Here is an 18262-nt window from a genome sequence, read left to right as displayed (position 1 = left end):
TAATCCAACCATCTAGAACATTTACACAACAGGCAGCCTGAAAACCGGTTTTTCAGGCTGCCTTTGCCGTTTTCCTAACCGTTTTGCAAACGGTAGAGATAGCGGTAATAGCCGTCTTCCCGCGCCAATAGTTCTTCATGCGTTCCGGCTTCCACGATTTGCCCTTTGTCCATGGCGATGATGCGGTGCGCCATGCGTACGGTGGACAGGCGGTGGGCGATGATGAGTACGGTGCGGTTGCGGCAGATGGCCTGCATGTTTTGCATAATGGCGCGTTCGGATTCGTAGTCGAGCGCGCTGGTGGCTTCGTCGAAAATCAGGATGCGCGGGTCGCTGATCAGGGCGCGGGCGATGGCGATGCGCTGGCGTTGGCCGCCGGACAGGCCGGCGCCCTGTTCGCCGACTTCGGTGTCGTAGCCTTCGGCAAGTTCCATAATAAAGTCGTGGGCGCCGGCGAGCTTGGCAGCCCCCGTAGGTCGGATTCTTGAATCCGACTGCCGGCCGCAGGGGCGGCATGCGGGTGGGTAGCAGCAATGTCGGATACAAGTATCCGACCTGCAGCAAGGCGCTGAACCGCACACTAAAAGCAGCCTGAAAACCGATTTTTGGCTTTCAGGCTGCTTTTTTTGCCCTTGTCCGCTTTTCAGGCTGCTTTGCCGGCCAGCTCGTGGGCGAGGCGCACGGCTTCGAGCAGGCTGCCGCTGCGGGCGCGGCCGCTGCCGGCCAGATCGAGGGCGGTGCCGTGATCGACGGAGGTGCGGATAAAGGGCAGGCCGAGGGTGATGTTGACGCCTTCGCCGAAGGAGGCGTATTTCAATACCGGTAGCCCCTGGTCGTGGTAGGCGGCGAGCACGGCGTCGGCGTCTTTGAGCATAAAGGGTTGGAACAGGGTGTCGGCAGGGTAGGGGCCGCGGATGTCGATGCCTTCGCTTTGCAGTTGGTGCAGCGCTGGGATCATCACGTCGATTTCTTCGCGGCCGAGATGGCCGCCTTCGCCGGCGTGGGGGTTCAGCCCGGCCAGCAGGATGCGCGGCTGCGCAATGGCGAATTTGTGCCGCAGATCATGGTGCAGGATGCGGGCGGTTTCGAGCACGGTGTCGCGGGTGATGGCGGCGGGCACGTCTTTGAGCGGCAGGTGGGTGGTGAGCAGCGCCACGCGCAGGCCACCGCCGGCGAGCATCATCACCACGCGTTTTGCGCCGGCTTTGGCGGCCAGATATTCGGTGTGGCCTTGAAACAGGCAGCCTGAAAGGTGCGCGTCGTTAATCACGCCTTTGTGCAGCGGCGCGGTAACCATGGCGGCAAAGCGGCCGGCGGCGATGCCAGCGTGGGCGGTGTCGAGCAATTCGAGCACATAGGAGGCGTTGGCGGGGTCGGCTTCTCCGGCGCGGCAGGGCGCGCGCAGCGGAATGTGCAGCACTTCGAGCGTGCCGCTTTCGGGCGGGTGTTCGGGGTGGTAGTCGGCGATGGCGACGTTTTTGCCGAGCTGCTCGGCGCGTTGGCGCAGCAGGCCGATATCGCCGAGCACCACGGTGCGGCGGGGCAGGGCGGCAGCGGCCAGATCGAGGCAGATGTCGGGGCCGATGCCGGCGGGTTCGCCGCTGGTAACGGCAAGCGGTAGGGGGTTCATGGCGGGGCGGGAAACACAAAAAAAGGGTGGCGATGATACTGGCGCGGCACGGCGGCGGGCAAGGGCTTTGCCGGCAGTGGCGGCACAGGCAGCCTGAAACGGTTTGGCGGCGGCAAAAAAGCGGTTTTGACGAAATCCGTTATAATTGCCGCCGGATGCTGCCGTTTTTGCCGCTTTCAGACAGCCTGAAAGCGGCAAAAACGGCAGCCTGAAAAAAACCAAAACCGAAAGAGAGTCCGTTATGAACCGTACCCGCCGCCGTCTGCTGCTGTCGGCCGTATCTGCCGCCGCCGTTTTGTCTTTGAGCGCCTGCCCAAGCACTTCGGCGCCGCCGCAAACTTCGAAAAACACGCCGCCTTCGTCGAAAACCAAGCCCAAAGCGGTAATCGGGCTGGCGCTGGGCGGCGGCGCGTCTAAAGGGTTTGCCCATATCGGCGTGATCAAAGTGCTGAGAGCAAACGGCATTCCGGTGCAGGTGGTAACCGGCACCAGCGCCGGCTCGATCGTCGGCAGCATGTACGCCAGCGGCATGTCGCCCGACCGCATGGAATTGGAAGCGGAGATTCTTGGCAAAACCGAGCTGGTGGATCTCACCTTATCCACCAGCGGCTTTATCAAGGGCGAGAAGCTGCAAAACTGGATCAACCGCAAGGTCGGCAACCGCCCGATCCAGCAGTTCCCGCTGAAATTCGCCGCGGTGGCCACCGATTTTTCCACCGGCAAGGCGGTAGCCTTCAACCACGGCAATGCCGGCCAGGCGGTGCGCGCTTCGGCGGCGATTCCCAATGTGTTCCAGCCGGTGCTGATCGGCGGGCGCAAATATGTTGACGGCGGTCTGGCGCAGCCGGTGCCGGTGAGCGCCGCCCGCAGCCAGGGGGCGAATTTCGTGATTGCCGTCGATATTTCCGCCAAGCCCACCCAGGCGGTGAGCAAGGACTTTCTGTCTTATCTCGATCAGACGCTCAATATTATGAGCATCTCCGCGCTCAACAACGAGCTTTCCAAAGCCGATGTGGTGATCAAACCGCAGGTGCAGGATATGGGCTCGGTGGGCGGTTTCGACCGCAAGGCCGAAGCCATCCGCCAGGGCGAAGCCGCCGCCCGCGCCGCGTTGCCGAAAATCAAAGCCGCATTGGCGCGCTACCAGTATTAAACCGCACGGCGGCGGCTTTCAGGCAGCCTGAAAGCCGCCGCAGGAAAACCCCATGAGCCATACCGTCCACCTGTCTTTTGAAGACATCGACAACACCGTTTTGCAGCGCCTGTGCGGCGCGTTTGACGGCAACCTTGCCGCGCTGGCCAAAGCGCTGGACATCGACATCAGCCGCCGCTTCGCCGACTTCACTTTCACCGGCGGCAACGCCCACGCCGGCCGCCGCGCCCTGCTCGCGCTGGCCGAAGCCGCCGAACACGGCGATTTGGACGACGGCACCATCAGCCTGGCCGCCGTCGAAGCCAAAACCGCCGATGCCGCCTTCGAGCCGCAAAACGACGGCAGCCACCAGTATTTCTTCCGCATCCGGCGCGGCAAACTCGGCGGCCGCACCCCGCGCCAAAACGGCTATATCCGCGCGCTGCTGAACCACGATGTTGTGTTCGGGCTCGGCCCCGCCGGCACCGGCAAAACCTACCTAGCCGTCGCCGCCGCCGTCGATGCCATGGAAAAACACCAGATCGAGCGCATCGTGCTGGTGCGCCCCGCCGTCGAAGCCGGCGAAAAACTCGGCTTTCTGCCCGGCGATCTGGCGCAGAAAGTCGATCCCTATCTGCGCCCGCTCTACGACGCGCTTTACGATCTGATGGGTTTTGACCGCGTAAGCAAACTCTTGGAAAAACAGCTGATTGAAATCGCCCCGCTCGCCTATATGCGCGGCCGCACGCTCAACGGCGCCTATGTGATTCTCGACGAAGCGCAAAACACCACGCCCGAGCAGATGAAGATGTTTCTGACCCGCATCGGCTTCGGCGCCAAAGCCGTGATTACCGGCGATTTGAGCCAGATCGACCTGCCGCGCAACATCAAATCCGGCCTGCGCGACGCCAAAGAAAAACTCGCCGGCATCGAAGGCATCTACTTTCATACCTTTACCAGCGAAGACGTCGTCCGCCATCCGCTGGTGCAGAAAATCGTCGATGCCTACGATGCGGCGGAAGAAGCCGCAGACGGCAAAAACGGCTGAATCCGCCTTTCAGGCTGCCTTGATCGTTCAGGCAGCCTGAAACTTTTGCCCGTGCCGGATAGCAGGGCGATCGGCAAAACAAATATTTTTGCTGAAAGTTTTTGGCGCAGGTCAAACAGTGGCCACGGCCGGTTTGGGCTTTCAGGCTGCATCGGTTACAATCGGCAGCGATTTTTTCCACTCTCAAAGCAAGGCAGGAATTATGGACAGCGACATCATCATCGTTGGCGGCGGCCCCGCCGGTTTGGCATTCGCCCGCCAGTTTAAAGACAGCGGCCTGCGCATCACCGTTATCGAAAAAGCGCCCGAAGAGAGCCTGCAGAATCCCGCTTACGACGGCCGAGAAATCGCGCTCACCCACCGTTCGCGCGAAATCATGCAGCGGCTGGGCATGTGGCAGCGCATCCCCGAAAACGAAATCTACCGCCTGCGCGATGCCAAAGTGTTCAACGGCAAGTCCGACTACACCCTACATTTTGCCGAGCCAAAACACGCCCGCGGCGGCCCCACCGACCGCTTGGGCAATCTGATTTCCAACCACAACATCCGCCGCGCCGCCTACGAAGAAGCGGTGTCGCTGCCCAATGTTAGCCTGCGCTGCGGCGTCGGCGTCAAAAGCGTGCGCACCGACCGCGAAGCCGCCACGGTGGAACTAGAAAACGGCGAAACCCTGCACGCGCGCCTGCTGGTTGCCGCCGACAGCCGCCTGTCGCAAACCCGCCGCCAGCTCGGTATTTCCGCCGATATGCACGATTTCGGCCGCACCGTGATCGTGTTCCGCACCAAACACACCGTTTCCAACGAACACACCGCCTGCGAATGCTTCTTTTACGGCCGCACGCTGGCGCTGCTGCCCTTGGAAGAGCACATGACCAACTGCGTGGTAACCATCCAAAACACCCGCGCGTCCGAACTTTTGGATCTGACGCCCGAAGAGCTGGCCAAAGAAGCGCAGAAAATGCTCGGCGGCCGCCTGGGCGATATGGAGCCGGCCGGCACCGTCCACAGCTATCCGCTGATGGGCGTGCATGCCAGCAAGTTTTACGCCACCCGCGCCGCGCTGATCGGCGATGCCGCCGTCGGCATGCATCCGGTTACCGCCCACGGCTACAATCTCGGCCTGGAAAGCACCGACATTCTCGCCAAGCTGATTCTGAAAGCCGAGAAAAAAGGCCGCGACATCGGCTCGCACAAGTTGCTGGAAAAATACAATATCGAACACCAGCTCCACACCCGCCCGCTGTATCACGGCACCAATGCGATGGTGAACTTCTTTACCACCGAAACCCGTCCGGTCAAAGCCCTGCGCGGCGCCGTACTGCGCATCAGCAACAATCTGCCGCCGCTGAAAAAACTGATCAGCCGCCAGCTTACCGGTTGATTTTGTTCTATCGGCAAAAAAGCAGCCTGAAAACCAAACATGGTTTTCAGGCTGCTTTTTTGGTTTGAAGACCGGTTTTCCCGCAACAGGCAGCCTGAAAAGCAGCGTTGGGCAAAGATTTTTTCTGTTTTCAGGCTGCCTGCCGCAGGGGGCGTAGCGTGTACCGTTTGCCGCGTTCCGTTGTCCAAGCAGGCAGCCTGAAAACAATCAGTCCCGCTTTCAGGCTGCCTTTTTCCCCGCATCCGCTTACAATCGCCATTCCATCATTTGCCGCAAGGAGTGCCGTTATGACCCCCCATCCCGCCCTGTTCAAAACCCAAGCCTATATCGGCGGCCGCTGGCTGGATGCCGGCAATGGCACCGTGCTGGCGGTGGACAATCCCGCCACCGGCGAAACCGTCGGCAGCGTGCCGGATATGGGCGCGGCGGAGGCCGAGCGCGCCGTTCAGGCTGCCTATGCCGCGCTGCCAAACTGGCGCGCCAAAAGCGCCGGCGAGCGTGCCGCGTTGCTGCGCCGCTGGTTTGAGCTGATGCTGGTAAACAAACGCGCGCTGGCCGAAATCCTGACTTTGGAGCAGGGCAAGCCGCTGGCCGAGGCCGAGGGCGAGATTGCCTACGGCGCGTCGTATGTCGAGTGGTATGCCGAAGAGGCCAAGCGGGTGTACGGCGACACCATCCCCGCGCCCGCGGCCGACCGCCGCGTGCTGGTGCTCAAACAGCCCGTCGGCGTGTGCGCCGCCATCACGCCGTGGAATTTTCCCAATGCGATGATCGCCCGCAAAGCCGCGCCCGCGCTGGCCGCCGGCTGCACCTTTGTCGTGCGCCCCGCATCGCAAACGCCGTTTTCCGCGCTGGCGCTGGCGGTGCTGGCCGAACAGGCGGGCATTCCGGCGGGCGTGTTCAATGTGATTACCGGCGCCGCCCGCCCCATCGGCAAAGTGCTGACCGAACACCCGCTGGTGCGCAAATTCAGCTTCACCGGTTCCACCGAAACCGGCCGCGAGCTGATGCGCCAATGCGCCGGCAGCATCAAAAAAGTGTCGCTCGAGCTTGGCGGCAACGCGCCCTTTATCGTGTTTGACGACGCCGATGTGGCTGCCGCCGTGGCCGGTGCCGTTGCCGCCAAATTCCGCAACGCCGGCCAAACCTGCGTGTGCGCCAACCGCATCTATCTGCAGCGCGGCGTGTACGACGCCTTTGCCGCCAAGTTCGCCGCCGCCGCAGGCAGCCTGAAAACCGGCAGCGGCTTCGATGCCGCCAGCGATTTGGGCCCCTTAATCGACGACAAAGCCGCCGCACACACCCGCGAGCTGCTGGCCGACGCGCTGGAAAACGGCGGCCGCGTGCTGTGCGGCGGCAGCGGGGCAGGGCGCTTTTTCGACGCCACCGTTATCGGCGGCGCCAACGGAACAATGCGCGTGGCCCGCGAAGAAATCTTCGCCCCGCTCGCCCCGCTGTTCGTTTTCGACAGCGAAGAAGAAGCCGTCGCCCTGGCCAACGACACCGAATATGGTCTCGCCGCCTATTTCTACAGCCAAAACCTTGCCCGCTGCGTGCGCGTGGCCGAAGCGCTGGAATACGGCATGGTGGGCGTGAACACCGGCATCATCTCCAACGCCGCCGCCCCGTTCGGCGGGGTCAAGCAGTCCGGATTGGGGCGCGAAGGCTCGAAATACGGGCTGGACGAGTATCTGGAAACCAAATATGTGGCGCTGGGCGGGATTTGATTGAAGGCAGCCTGAAAGCCTGGGTTCAGGCTGTTTGTTTGCAAACGCCGCAAACACAAAACAAAAAAGGCAGCCTGAAAGTTTCAGGCTGCCTTTGACGGCATTAAACCGATGGCGGTTTAGAAGGTGTATTGGACACCGGCACCAACGTAGTGGTTGCCTTTCCAAGTGAACTTCTCACCGTTTTCTTCACGCTCTTTTTTGCGGAAGTAGTAGTCGTAGTCGGCACGCAGACCGAGGTTTTCGGTGAATTTGTACAGGCCGCCGATACCCAAAGTCGGACGGGCTTTGGTTTTGAAGCTGTAAGAGTCGCCGTCGGTATCTTTGAGCTTGTGTTTGACACCGGCCACACCGGCTTTACCGAACAGGCGGAATTTTTCACCGATATCGCCACCAACGGTTACACGGCCGCCGTAAGTGTGGTTTTGCACTTTGTTTTTGCCGCCGGCACCGTCGTCAAAACGGTGCTTGTCGCCGCCTTGGTAGTAAAGCTCGGCGCCCAGCAGGTTGTTGAACTGGACACCGGCACCGATTTGGCCGGCCGCGCGGGTGTTGCTTTCGCTTTCGGTGTAACCCGGCTCTTCGTATTTGTAGCCGTCCTGCAGCGCGCCCAGAGTGCCGAACACATAGGGACGGATGCCGCTGGAAGCCTTAGGCTCGGGAGCGGGTTCGGGTGCCGGCTCGACTACCGGCTGCGGCTCGGGCGCCACTACCGGCTCGGGCTGGCGTTGTTCCATCGGGGCGACGGGGCGCGGTGCGTTGTCAGAGAAACGGTTGTCGCATTGCTGCATGCTCACGCGAACGGCACGGCCGCTGGCGTCGGAGTACACGTTTACCGGCATATCGGGGCTGTAGGGTACGTATTTGCCCTGCAGCGCGCGGGCTACGCCGTCGCGGCCGAATTTGTGGCCCACGCCCATGTCGCAGGCGCCCAGCGCGTATTGCGGGCCGAGGTCGCGGATGGTGGCAACGGCTACTTTGCGTTCGCCTTTGCGCAGCAGCGGTTTTTTATGGGTGGCAGACTGGTAAAAGCGGGCGGTGCCGTTGTGGACGGCGGCGTCGCATTCCTCAGCGGTGTCGTAACCCACGTTGCCGTGTGCGTCGGAAACCATGCCGGCTTGGGCGCCGGCGGCCATCAGAGCCAGGGCGGAAGCGGTGATTGCAGGTAAGAATTTCAAACGTTTCATAATCGTTTTCCTATAAAAATGGGAAGCTCCTCAACACAAATCCCGAGGCGGACAAATGCTTCGGGCGTATCGGGATAAAGTGATTCTACTATGCGCCGGCCTTTTCCGTATAGGAAATTTCAATATTTTCCGATAAATTCGGCGACAAAGCGGCAATTTTATGGCAAGTTCCGGCTTTCAGGCTGCTTTGCCGTTTCATTGTTTTGCCGGCAGTCTGAAAATATCTGTCTCTTTTATCCAGCAGCACCGGCGGGTTTTCAGGCTGCCTGAAAGCGAAAGCCGGCGCCGTTTTGCCAACTGTTTGCGATTATGTCTTATACCATTGAAGCTGTTGCCACCATCCGTTCCCCCTATACCCAGAAATTCGGCATTCCGCGCCAGCCGCATCTGGTGCCGGCCGCGCGCTGCCGCATCGAATTTGCGCCGCAGTTTGGCGCCGACAGCGTGCGTGGGTTGGAAGGTTTCGGCTATATCTGGGTGCAGTTTGTCTTTCACGACGCGCTGGCCGAAGGCTGGGCGCAGATGGTGCGGCCGCCGCGTTTGGGCGGGCGCAAAAAGGTAGGTGTTTTCGCCAGCCGCAGCCCGCACCGGCCGAACCATTTGGGTTTGTCGCTGCTGAAACTCGAAGCTGTGGGGCAGGAAAACGGGCGGGTGTTTCTCGAATGCAGCGGCGCCGATTTGCTTGACGGCACGCCAGTGGTCGATGTCAAACCCTATATTCCTTTTGTTGAAGCCCGCCCCGATGCCGCCGCCGGCTTTGCTGCCGAAGCCCCGCCGCAGCTGCGGGTCGAATGGCAGCCTGAAAGCGGTGCTGACAGATTAGACGAGGCTTTCAGGCTGCTTGTCGAGCAAAGCATCGCCCAAGACCCGCGCCCGGCCTATCAGGATATTCCGGATCGCGAGTATGCGATGGCCGTAGGCGGGGCGGATGTACGGTTTTTTATCGAGAAGGGCTGTGCGCGGATTATTGCCGTTTCAGGCAGCCTGAAAGATGCGAATGGCAGCAAGTGAAAACGTTTCTGATTGGCTTTAAACATACGCTTGATTTCACAAATAGAACTTGTTGCAAAACGGAAACAGAGCGTAAACGGCGTATGCAAAAAAAAGTAAAAAAATTCATGCGCCGCGGCAGCAGAGGGGCATAAAATCCTTGCCTGCCGCCACCGCCCTCTATACAATGCGCCGCTTATCGCTTGGAGAGGTGGATGAGTGGTTGAAGTCGCACGCCTGGAAAGCGTGTATACGTGAATAGCGTATCGAGGGTTCGAATCCCTTCCTCTCCGCCAAGATTTAAAGAAATCCCGTATCAATCAGGGTGGTTTTGATTGGTGTGGGATTTTTTGTGTGTAACGGCTGTTGGGAAAGCGGCAGCCTGAAAAAAACGGTGTGTTTTGTGCCTTTTGCTTAATTTTGCCGTTTCGGCTCAAATTTGAAAGCAAAATCGGGCTAAATCCGGCTAGGGTGCAATCTCATGCCATTTACAATAGTTTACAAAAAAATCTGTCTCTTTTTAAGACGGTTTAATTAAGGGCGGCATTTTGTTAAATTGACCGCTATTTGTTTTACATCAAAGCGGCGAAACGGTTTTCAGGCTGCCTGAAAACCGTTTCGCTAGGTTTAAATTTTGTTGTACCCCTTTGTTTTTTACACTTTTAGGAAGAAAGCTATGAATAAGGTTTATAAAGTTGTTTGGAGCGATGCCGCCAATGCATGGGTGGCCGTATCCGAAATCAGTACCGCCCATGGTAAATCCAAATCAAGCAAAACCATTGCTGTAGCGGTGGCTGCTGTGGGTATGATGCTCTCGTCTGCTGCTTATGCAGGTCCTGGTATCTATATTAACGATGGTACTGATCCTTCCTGTATGGCAATTTCGGATAGTACGAATTGGGGTGGCATGTATACCATCTATCATGGAGAAAAAATCCAGTATGTTAACGGTGGTTATGTGCCGGCTGGTGCTAATCCTACATTGGATTATTTCAATGTTAAACAACGTGCTTTTAATCCATGTTCATCTACCAGTATAGCAATAGAACATCATAATACGCAGACCAACCGTACTTTGTTTTATGGAAAGGACGGTGCTGCGACTGATGCCGATAATGGTGCAAAGAATTTGTCGCTTGGCGGCCGTTTGGATGTAAATAGCGGCATCATTGGTGTGGGTGACTTAGGCACTAATGGTGTGGGTGCAACTTATAGCATTCGTCTAGGTAAGGGCTCAATGTTGTCGGATGAAAATAAAAATCCAACAGCAATCTCTATCGGGGTGGGCGATGATTATAATCGGTCAGGTGCTAAAGGTGCTGGTTCTATTGCTATCGGCTATAACGCATTGGCAGAGGGTGCTAACTCGTCTATTGCCATGGGTAATGGTGCAACAGCAGGACATAATCTCTCTGTTGCGATTGGTACTCTTTCAAGCACAGCAAAAGGGAAGGCGGGGACTGTTGCGCTCGGTTATGCTGCTAAAGGATTAGATGAAAATGCAACTGCGATCGGCTATCAGGCAGAGGCTGCTAAGGGTGGTTCTGTTTTAGGACAAGGATCCAAAGCTACTGCTGAAGATACGGTAGCTTTAGGTCGTAGTTCCAATGCTAGCTTGCAGAATGCTGTAGCTTTGGGCTCCGGCAGTACAACCGGCACTAATGCGTCCGGTGTCACCAGTGCGACTGTTGGCAGCATCACTTATGGCGGAGGGGCTAATTCATTTGCTGGATCTAGCAATGTAGATGCTGGTGATCAAGTGTCAATTGGCAGTGCCGGTAATGAGCGCCAAATCAAACATGTTGCCCCTGGCGAAATCGATGCTTCTAGTACTGATGCCATCAATGGTAGCCAGCTCTACCATGTTGCCAGCGGGTTGCAGACACAAATTGCCAATATTTCTACTGGTAGCGGCTCGCATTTTTATCATGTAAACGGTAAAACTACCGACAACAACTACAACAACGACGGCGCAACCGGCGATCAGGCGATGGCTGCTGGCATTAATGCCAAGGCAGAGGGTGATAAATCCATTGCGATTGGCAACGCAGAAGTTGCCCAACAGTCTACAGGTCTTTCCAAATCGGAAGGCGCTGTAGCGATTGGCGATACTTCTTATGCGGCAGGTGGTCACTCCATAGCCTTGGGTAAAGGCCGTGCAGAAGAAGAAAATGCCGTTGCTATTGGCTTGAATGCCCGCGCTAGCCAAATAAATACAACAGCAATGGGGGCTAATGCGGTTGCTTCTAAAGCACATGGTATCGCTATTGGTAGCAGTGCAAACAGCAATGAGCAGAATGCAATTGCCATCGGTCGTGATACTTCTGCAACCGTTATCGGTGCGGTAGCACTTGGTTCGGGTTCGCAGGCAACCCGCAACGCAATCAGCGAAACGGCTGTTCAAGCAACTCAAAATGCAACGGTTGCCAATAACCAGGTTTATGCTTTGGATAATACCAGCCAGACCGACCGCAACAATATCCAAGCTACCGTAAAAGGCACTGCCGGCGCGGTATCTGTGGGTACTCAGAACGCTACCCGCCAGATTATCAACGTGGCCGCCGGTACGGAAGATTCTGATGCGGTAAACGTCGCACAGCTGAAATCGGTTGCTAATTTGGTGAAAGACGGTACGCCTACTAAAGTTTCGCCAGCTGCCGGCAGCAAAATCACCGTAAACAATAAAGGTACTGCAACTGCACCTGATTACGAGCTGGATTTGAATGACGATGCCAAAGGCAGCCTGAAAAAAGCCGATACCGCCATGCAAAAATTCAAAGTGGCTTCTGTGCCGACCAAAGGTGGTACTGCAGGCGCAGGTGAAGAGGTGGCAGACGGTGATACTCTGACTTTTGAAGCTGGCGACAACGTTACCATCAACCAAAGCGGCAAAAAAATCACCATCAATGCCAATCCCGCCGCAGGTGCGGTCAGCAAAGTGGAAGCCGCTACAGGCAGCCCGATTACTGTGAGTGGCGACGGATCCGCTGCCACCCCTTATCAGGTGGGAGTCAATACCGTTGCTTTGGGTAGTGGTGCCAAAGGCGTGATTGCTACCCCTGATGCTGCCGATGCAGGCAAGCTGGTTACTGCCGGTGAAATTGCCAAAGCCATCAATAACTCCGGCTTTGTCGTTACCTCCGGCCAAACAGGTTCCGGGCAAGTAAGCGGCACAAGCGAAGAAGTGGTTAATCCCGGCGAAACTGTTAAATTTACTGCCGGTAACGGCATCAAGATTGACCAAAACAACGGTGAATTTACTATCAGCAGCACCGGCGGCACAGGTGGTGCGTCTGCTCCGACCTTCTCTGACGGCCAAGGTACGGTTGCCAAAGTTACCAATAACGGTGGTGTAACCAATGTTACATTCGATACCCCGTTGAGTTATGTTGATAACGCAGGCGCGAGCACCAATGCTCCCAGCAATAAGGTTAATCTGATTGGTGCAACTGCTGGCAGCCCGGTTGTGTTGGGTAATGTGGCAAATGGCGTAGCAGATAACGATGCGGTCAATGTGTCGCAACTGAAAGCCAACGGCTTTAATGTGGCCGTTGCCCATACAGGCACTGGTGCGTCCAGCGATAGCACGCCTGCCGGCGCAACCGGTGCTGCCGATAAGAAAATTGTGGGTGATGAAACGCTGACATTTGAAGCCGGCAACGGCATTAACGTGTCGCAAAACGGCGGCAAAATCACCATTACCAACATCGGCAGCGGTGCAGGTGGCAGCGGTAACACGCATTATTACAGCGTTCAATCTGCTCAAACGGCCGCAGGCAGCAACTACAACAACGATGGCGCGACTGGCAACAACTCAATGGCAATGGGTCCATTTGCTAAGGCAAATGCACGCAACGATATTGCTGTCGGTCATCAAGCAGGTGCTTTGAGTGGTTCAGGTCCTGCTGGTGGCGCAAGTGGCGAACGTGTGATGATTGGTGCGAATGCAACAGTTGGTTCTAACCAAGCCATTAGCGTGAATGCAGGCGGCTCTTTGGGCAGGGTTAATTTGGCAGTGAAATCCGTTGGACAATCGGTTGCGATTGGTGGTGGGACTGGTGCGCAGCCTGAACACCGCACCTATGCTTATGGCGACCAATCTTTGGCATTGGGTAGCGATACGCTGGCGTATGGTGATAGCTCTGTGGCGATTGGTGGCGATGATTTGGACAGCGCAGGTAGCCAACAAACCAGCTATACCGACCCGACCAATGGCAATCAAGTCAATGGCACAGTACGTCAAGCCTATCAAGCCTTAACAGGCGACACAATGCAAAATGGCGTGTACATCAAAACCGCTTCTAAACAAGCGGGTGTGTCTGTTGGTGTGCAAGCCCAGTCTGGCGATTTGGGCGTGGCATTGGGTGCTAAATCTACCGCATCAGGCACAGCCAACACTGCAATCGGCACAGGCGCATCAGCCAATAAAGACAATGCCATTGCTTTGGGCGCAGGCAGTAAAACCAATACCAACGCCACCCAAGTTACTTCCGCCACGGTTGGTGGTTTAACTTATGGCAACTTCGCGGGTAATAGTTCCGTAGCTGTGGGCGACCAAGTATCGGTTGGTAATACAGGCTTTGAACGTCAAATCAAACACGTTGCACCAGGGGAAATTTCTGCCGCGAGCACCGATGCCATTAACGGCAGCCAACTGTACGCCACCCAAAAAACATTGGGTAATGTTGGTAACACGGTTAAAACTATCTTGGGTGGCAATGCTGCAATAGACGCTGACGGCAATATTACGATGAGCAATATTGGTGGCACAGGTCAAAACACCATTCACGATGCGATTCAGGCTGCCAAAACCAAAGTTCAGGCTGCCGATAACAGCCCCGTAACCGTAACGGGCACAGGTTCCAGCACCGACCCATACAAAGTAGGTGTGAACACCGTTACCCTGACTGCACCCGCCACAGGTACAGATGCAGGTAAAGTAACCGTTCCTACTGGCACAGACGCAGGCAAACTGGTAACCGCAGGCGACATTGCCAATGCCATCAACAGCAGCGGCTTTAAAGCTACTGCGGGTGGCAACACCACAGGCGCAGCGCCTACCGAGCAGCTGATTAAAGCAGGCGACACCCTGACATTGAAAGCAGGCAATGGTTTGACCGTAGAACAAAGCGGCAGCACATTCACTTACGCTTTGAATGCACAGCAAATCACTCAAAATGCGCAAACGCCTGTGGTGTACACCCAAGCCGATGGCAGCAAAGTGTACAAACACACCGACGGCAACTTCTACACCCAGCCGAACGGCGCAGGTACCCAAGTTGGCACAGGTGATGTTATTGCCTCCATGAACGGCGGCGACAACAGCACCACCAATCCGACCACCTTGGCGAACGTGAAGAGCAATCTGGCCGATGCCGCATCTGCGCTGAGCAACCCCACCAACAACAGCCGCGCCGATTTGGCAGGCAAAGGCAATAACGCCGCCACTGTAAACGACGTACTGAACGCCGGCTTCACCGTTCAAGGCAACGGCACCGCTTCGGATTTCGTTACCCACGGCGACACCGTCAACTTTGTTAACGGCCAAGGTACTGTAGCCAACGTCAAAACCACCAACGGCGTAACCGAAGTGAAATTCGACACCCCGTTGAGCTATGCCGATGCCGCAGGCAACAACACCGGTACGCCCAGCAATGCGGTGAATCTGGTTGGCGATACCGCCGGCTCTCCCGTTACTTTGGGTAATGTTGCCGCTGGTAAGAAAGACACCGATGCAGTTAACGTCAAACAGCTCAAAGACTCGCAGACCAAAGTTGTTGCAGGCACCAATATCGCTTCTGTTGACCATGATGCTGCCACCAACACCTACACCGTCAATGCCAAAGGCAGCGAGACCAGCGGTGTGGATGACGAGACCGTGGTAACGGCTACTCCCGATGCCACCACCAACGTTACCAGCTACAAAGTCGGTTTGGCAGACAAAGTTAAAGACGACATCAAAAAAGGCGTTGATGCCAAAGATGCAGTAGACAACAAAGGTCTGACCTTTACCGCCGATAACGGCGACACCGGTGTGAAAAAACTGGGCGACAGCGTAGCCATTAAAGGCGACAGAAACATCGTTACCAGCGCCGATGCCAGCGGCATCAACATGCGTCTGGCCGATGTGCTGAATATCGGCCCGAGCACTGGTGGCAACCCCGTTACCATCAACGGCAACACCGGCACCATTGGCGGACTGACCAACAAAACCTGGGATCCGAACAGCATCACCAGCGGCCAGGCAGCGACCGAAGACCAGCTGAAACTGGTAGCTGACCAGGCAGGCCAGAAAGGCAGCTTCACGCTGACAGCCCAAGGAGCCAACGGCTCTACCGTGGGAGACGGTTCCACTGTTGACCTGAACAACACCGACGGTAACATTGTTGTCAGCAAAACTGCCAGCGACAACAACGTTACCTTCAACCTGGCCAAAGACCTGAAGGCAGACAGCCTGACCATCAACAACGGTGGTCCGGTAATCAACGGCAACGGCATCAACATGGGTGACAAGAAAATCACCAATGTGGCTGACGGCGATGTTACTGCCACCAGCAAAGATGCGGTTAACGGCAGCCAGTTGTATGCTGTTCAGCAGGAAGCACAAAAACGCAATACCGTGAAAGCCGGCAATAACGTCACCGTTACCGAGGCTCCCAATGCCAACGGCGGCACCGAATACACCATCAATGCTGAAAAATCAGTGGTAGGCGGTGTGAACGATGAAACCGTGGTAACCGCGACCAACGATCCCACAACCAACACTACTACCTACAATGTTGGTTTGGCAGACAAAGTTAAAGACGACATCAAAAAAGGCGCTGATGCTGCCGATGCCGTTAATAACAAAGGTCTGACCTTCAAGGGTGATAGCGGCGATACCGGTGTGAAAAAACTGGGCGACGAGGTCAGCATTACCGGCGACAGCAACATCACCACCAAAGCCGACGGTAACGGCGTTCAAGTCAGCCTGAACCGCGATGTGGATGTTGACAGCGTGAAAGCCGGCGACAGCACGCTCAATAACGACGGCCTGACCATCAACGGCGGCCCGAGCGTAACCAAGACCGGTATCGATGCGGCTGATAAGAAGGTAACCAACGTTGCTAATGGCGATGTTACCGCCACCAGCAAAGACGCGGTTAACGGCAGTCAGCTGCATCAGCACGGTGACGGTGTGAAAAACATCATTGGCGGCAATACCACCTATGATCCGAATACCGGCAGCTACACCAACAACGATATCGGCGGCACCGGCCAGTCCACCATTGACGATGCCATCCGTCACATCAACAGCACCGCCAATGCCGGCTGGAACCTCCAGACCAACGGCGGCGCTACCGAAAAAGTCGGTTCCGGTGAAACTGTGAACTTCAAAAACGGTAACAACATCAGCATTACCAACACCGGCAAAGAAATCACCATCGCCACCAACCCCGACCTGACGGCCGACAGCCTGACCATCAACAACGGCGGCCCGGTAATCAACGGTAACGGCATCAACATGGGCGATAAGAAAATCACCAATGTTGCCGACGGCGATATTTCCGATACCAGCAAAGACGCGGTGAACGGCAGCCAGTTGCACGCTACCAACCAAAACGTAGCCAACAACACCGCCAACATCGCCAAAGGCTTCAATTTCGGTGACGGCAATACCGCCAACAACTACCAGCTTGGCGACACCATCAGCGTGAAAGGCGACAACAACGTTACCAGCACCACCGTTAACGGCGGCGTACAGCTTGGTCTGAACCAGAATCTGAGCCTGACCAGCGTTACCACCGGCAATACCAAAATGGACAACAACGGCCTGACCATCAACGGCGGCCCGAGCGTAACCACCAATGGTGTTGATGCAGGCGGTAAGAAAATCACCAACGTTGCCGCAGGTGAAGCCGATACCGATGCCGTAAACGTCGGCCAGCTGAACCAGAAACTGGGTGCGATTGCCGGTGCCAACACCGCCCACGTTGCCGCGCTGGAGCAGAAGATCAACAATGTTGAAGACGAAGCCGATGCCGGTACCGCCAGCGCCATGGCTACCGCCGGCCTGCCCCAGGCCTACCTGCCCGGTAAGAGCATGATTGCCGTCGGCGCCAGCAACTACCGCGGTAAAACCGGTTACGCCGTAGGCTTCTCCGCCATTACCGACGGCGGCAACTGGATCATCAAAGGTACCGCCAGCGGCAACAGCAAAGGCCGTTTCGGTGCGTCCATCGGTGCCGGTTACCAGTGGTAAAAACCGTTTTTCAGGCTGCCTTGCCACGGCAGGCAGCCTGAAACCCCGCAATATTTTTTAAGGAACAATTATGATCAAAAAAACCTCCCGTCTTGCCCTAATGATTGCTTCTGCCGCCCTGTTGGCCGCCTGTGCTTCCGGCAGCAAAAGCGAAGACGGCCTCAAATGGCCGCGCCCCTACAGCGTGACCTTCAACAAAAACCGCGGCACTTTCCCCGACTTGGGCAGCCTGAAACAAATCCGCCAAGGCGACACCAAAGACCAGCTCTACTACCTGATCGGCCGTCCGCACTATGACGAAGGCTTCCGCGTGTCCGAATGGAACTACCTGTTCCACTTCAATACCCCCGGCCAGGGCACCGACAACATCACCACCTGCCAGTACAAAGTGAAGTTCGACAAACACCGCCGCGCCCAAAGTTTCCACTGGCGCGCCGTTGATCCCGAAAATGCCGTCTGCCCGCCCGCCCAAGAGCAGCCCGCTCCCGCCATGATGGCGCAGCCGCAGATGCAGATGCAGCGTATCGTGCTTTCTGCCGACGCCCTGTTTGCCTTCGACAAAGGCGATCTGGCCCACATGAACGCCCAAGGCAAAGCCGAACTGGATGATGTAGCCGCCAAACTCGGCCGTCTCGAGCGCCTGGATCAGGTTCGCATCATCGGCCACACCGACTATCTGGGCAGCGACAGCTACAATATGCGCCTGTCGCAGCAGCGCGCCGAAACCGTGCGCAACTACCTGATCAGCCGCGGCGTACCCGCCAACGTGCTGTATGCCTACGGTGCCGGCGAAACCCAGCCGGTTAAGCAGTGCGACAACCGCGGCAACCGCGCCGAACTGATTGCCTGCCTGCAGCCCAACCGCCGCGTTGAGCTGGAAGTAAACGGCATGTCCATCAGCAACAACCGCTGATTTCAGGCTGCT

General features: G+C 56.9%; 9 protein-coding genes, 1 tRNA gene and 1 pseudogene. 8 read left to right on the top strand and 3 right to left on the bottom strand.

Annotated features, from left to right (window positions below):
- Positions 1 to 74: 74 nt before the first annotated feature.
- Positions 75 to 467: pseudogene (locus OP500_RS04815) on the bottom strand (ATP-binding cassette domain-containing protein); the annotation flags it as partial.
- A 176-nt stretch (positions 468 to 643) separates the two neighbouring features.
- Positions 644 to 1630, bottom strand: coding sequence for a 4-hydroxythreonine-4-phosphate dehydrogenase PdxA (gene pdxA / locus OP500_RS04810; RefSeq protein WP_274070354.1), 987 nt, complete (start codon positions 1628 to 1630; stop codon positions 644 to 646).
- Positions 1631 to 1871: 241 nt separating this feature from the next.
- Between pdxA and OP500_RS04805 the strand changes: the two genes are divergently transcribed.
- From OP500_RS04805 to OP500_RS04790, 4 genes are all read left to right on the top strand, one after another.
- Entirely contained in the window at positions 1872 to 2783 is a 912-nt protein-coding gene (locus OP500_RS04805) for a patatin-like phospholipase family protein (RefSeq protein ID WP_274070353.1), read from the top strand.
- Between the two features lie 52 nt (positions 2784 to 2835).
- Positions 2836 to 3810 (top strand): PhoH family protein, encoded by a 975-nt coding sequence (locus tag OP500_RS04800; RefSeq protein WP_274070352.1) that lies wholly within the window; start codon positions 2836 to 2838, stop codon positions 3808 to 3810.
- Positions 3811 to 4012: 202 nt separating this feature from the next.
- The gene (gene ubiM / locus OP500_RS04795; RefSeq protein WP_274070351.1) at positions 4013 to 5191 is read left to right on the top strand and encodes a 5-demethoxyubiquinol-8 5-hydroxylase UbiM; all 1179 of its coding nucleotides are present in this window, start codon (positions 4013 to 4015) and stop codon (positions 5189 to 5191) included.
- Between the two features lie 287 nt (positions 5192 to 5478).
- A complete protein-coding gene (locus tag OP500_RS04790) occupies positions 5479 to 6918 on the top strand; it encodes an NAD-dependent succinate-semialdehyde dehydrogenase (protein WP_274070350.1) in 1440 nt (479 codons plus the stop codon).
- 119 nt (positions 6919 to 7037) lie between these two features.
- Here OP500_RS04790 and OP500_RS04785 read toward each other — a convergent pair whose 3' ends face one another.
- Complete coding sequence (locus OP500_RS04785) at positions 7038 to 8105, bottom strand: outer membrane protein (RefSeq protein WP_274070349.1); 1068 nt, start codon at positions 8103 to 8105, stop codon at positions 7038 to 7040.
- Between the two features lie 309 nt (positions 8106 to 8414).
- On the opposite strand from OP500_RS04785, the gene tsaA reads away from it, so the two are divergent.
- The 4 genes from tsaA to OP500_RS04765 all read left to right on the top strand — a co-directional run bounded on the left by tsaA (position 8415) and on the right by OP500_RS04765 (position 18250).
- The gene (tsaA, locus tag OP500_RS04780) at positions 8415 to 9116 is read left to right on the top strand and encodes a tRNA (N6-threonylcarbamoyladenosine(37)-N6)-methyltransferase TrmO (RefSeq protein ID WP_274070348.1); all 702 of its coding nucleotides are present in this window, start codon (positions 8415 to 8417) and stop codon (positions 9114 to 9116) included.
- Between the two features lie 184 nt (positions 9117 to 9300).
- A tRNA-Ser gene (locus OP500_RS04775) sits at positions 9301 to 9391 on the top strand.
- Between the two features lie 338 nt (positions 9392 to 9729).
- Positions 9730 to 17337 (top strand): YadA-like family protein, encoded by a 7608-nt coding sequence (locus OP500_RS04770; protein ID WP_274070347.1) that lies wholly within the window; start codon positions 9730 to 9732, stop codon positions 17335 to 17337.
- Positions 17338 to 17407: 70 nt separating this feature from the next.
- The gene (locus OP500_RS04765; protein ID WP_238745117.1) at positions 17408 to 18250 is read left to right on the top strand and encodes an OmpA family protein; all 843 of its coding nucleotides are present in this window, start codon (positions 17408 to 17410) and stop codon (positions 18248 to 18250) included.
- The last annotated feature ends 12 nt before the right edge of the window (positions 18251 to 18262 follow it).

The organism is Kingella sp. SNUBH-2017 (assembly GCF_028680565.1).
GTDB lineage: Bacteria > Pseudomonadota > Gammaproteobacteria > Burkholderiales > Neisseriaceae > Kingella_D > Kingella_D pumchi.
Note: the sequence above shows the minus strand (reverse complement) of the source record. Positions and strands in the feature narration are given on the sequence as shown.

What these genes read in the sequence shown, in the direction of transcription:
- pdxA (WP_274070354.1), bottom strand. Translation starts at nt 1,630, where the DNA reads ATGAACCCCCTACCGCTTGCCGTTACCAGCGGCGAACCCGCCGGCATC.
- OP500_RS04805 (WP_274070353.1), top strand. Translation starts at nt 1,872, where the DNA reads ATGAACCGTACCCGCCGCCGTCTGCTGCTGTCGGCCGTATCTGCCGCC.
- OP500_RS04800 (WP_274070352.1), top strand. Translation starts at nt 2,836, where the DNA reads ATGAGCCATACCGTCCACCTGTCTTTTGAAGACATCGACAACACCGTT.
- ubiM (WP_274070351.1), top strand. Translation starts at nt 4,013, where the DNA reads ATGGACAGCGACATCATCATCGTTGGCGGCGGCCCCGCCGGTTTGGCA.
- OP500_RS04790 (WP_274070350.1), top strand. Translation starts at nt 5,479, where the DNA reads ATGACCCCCCATCCCGCCCTGTTCAAAACCCAAGCCTATATCGGCGGC.
- OP500_RS04785 (WP_274070349.1), bottom strand. Translation starts at nt 8,105, where the DNA reads ATGAAACGTTTGAAATTCTTACCTGCAATCACCGCTTCCGCCCTGGCT.
- tsaA (WP_274070348.1), top strand. Translation starts at nt 8,415, where the DNA reads ATGTCTTATACCATTGAAGCTGTTGCCACCATCCGTTCCCCCTATACC.
- OP500_RS04765 (WP_238745117.1), top strand. Translation starts at nt 17,408, where the DNA reads ATGATCAAAAAAACCTCCCGTCTTGCCCTAATGATTGCTTCTGCCGCC.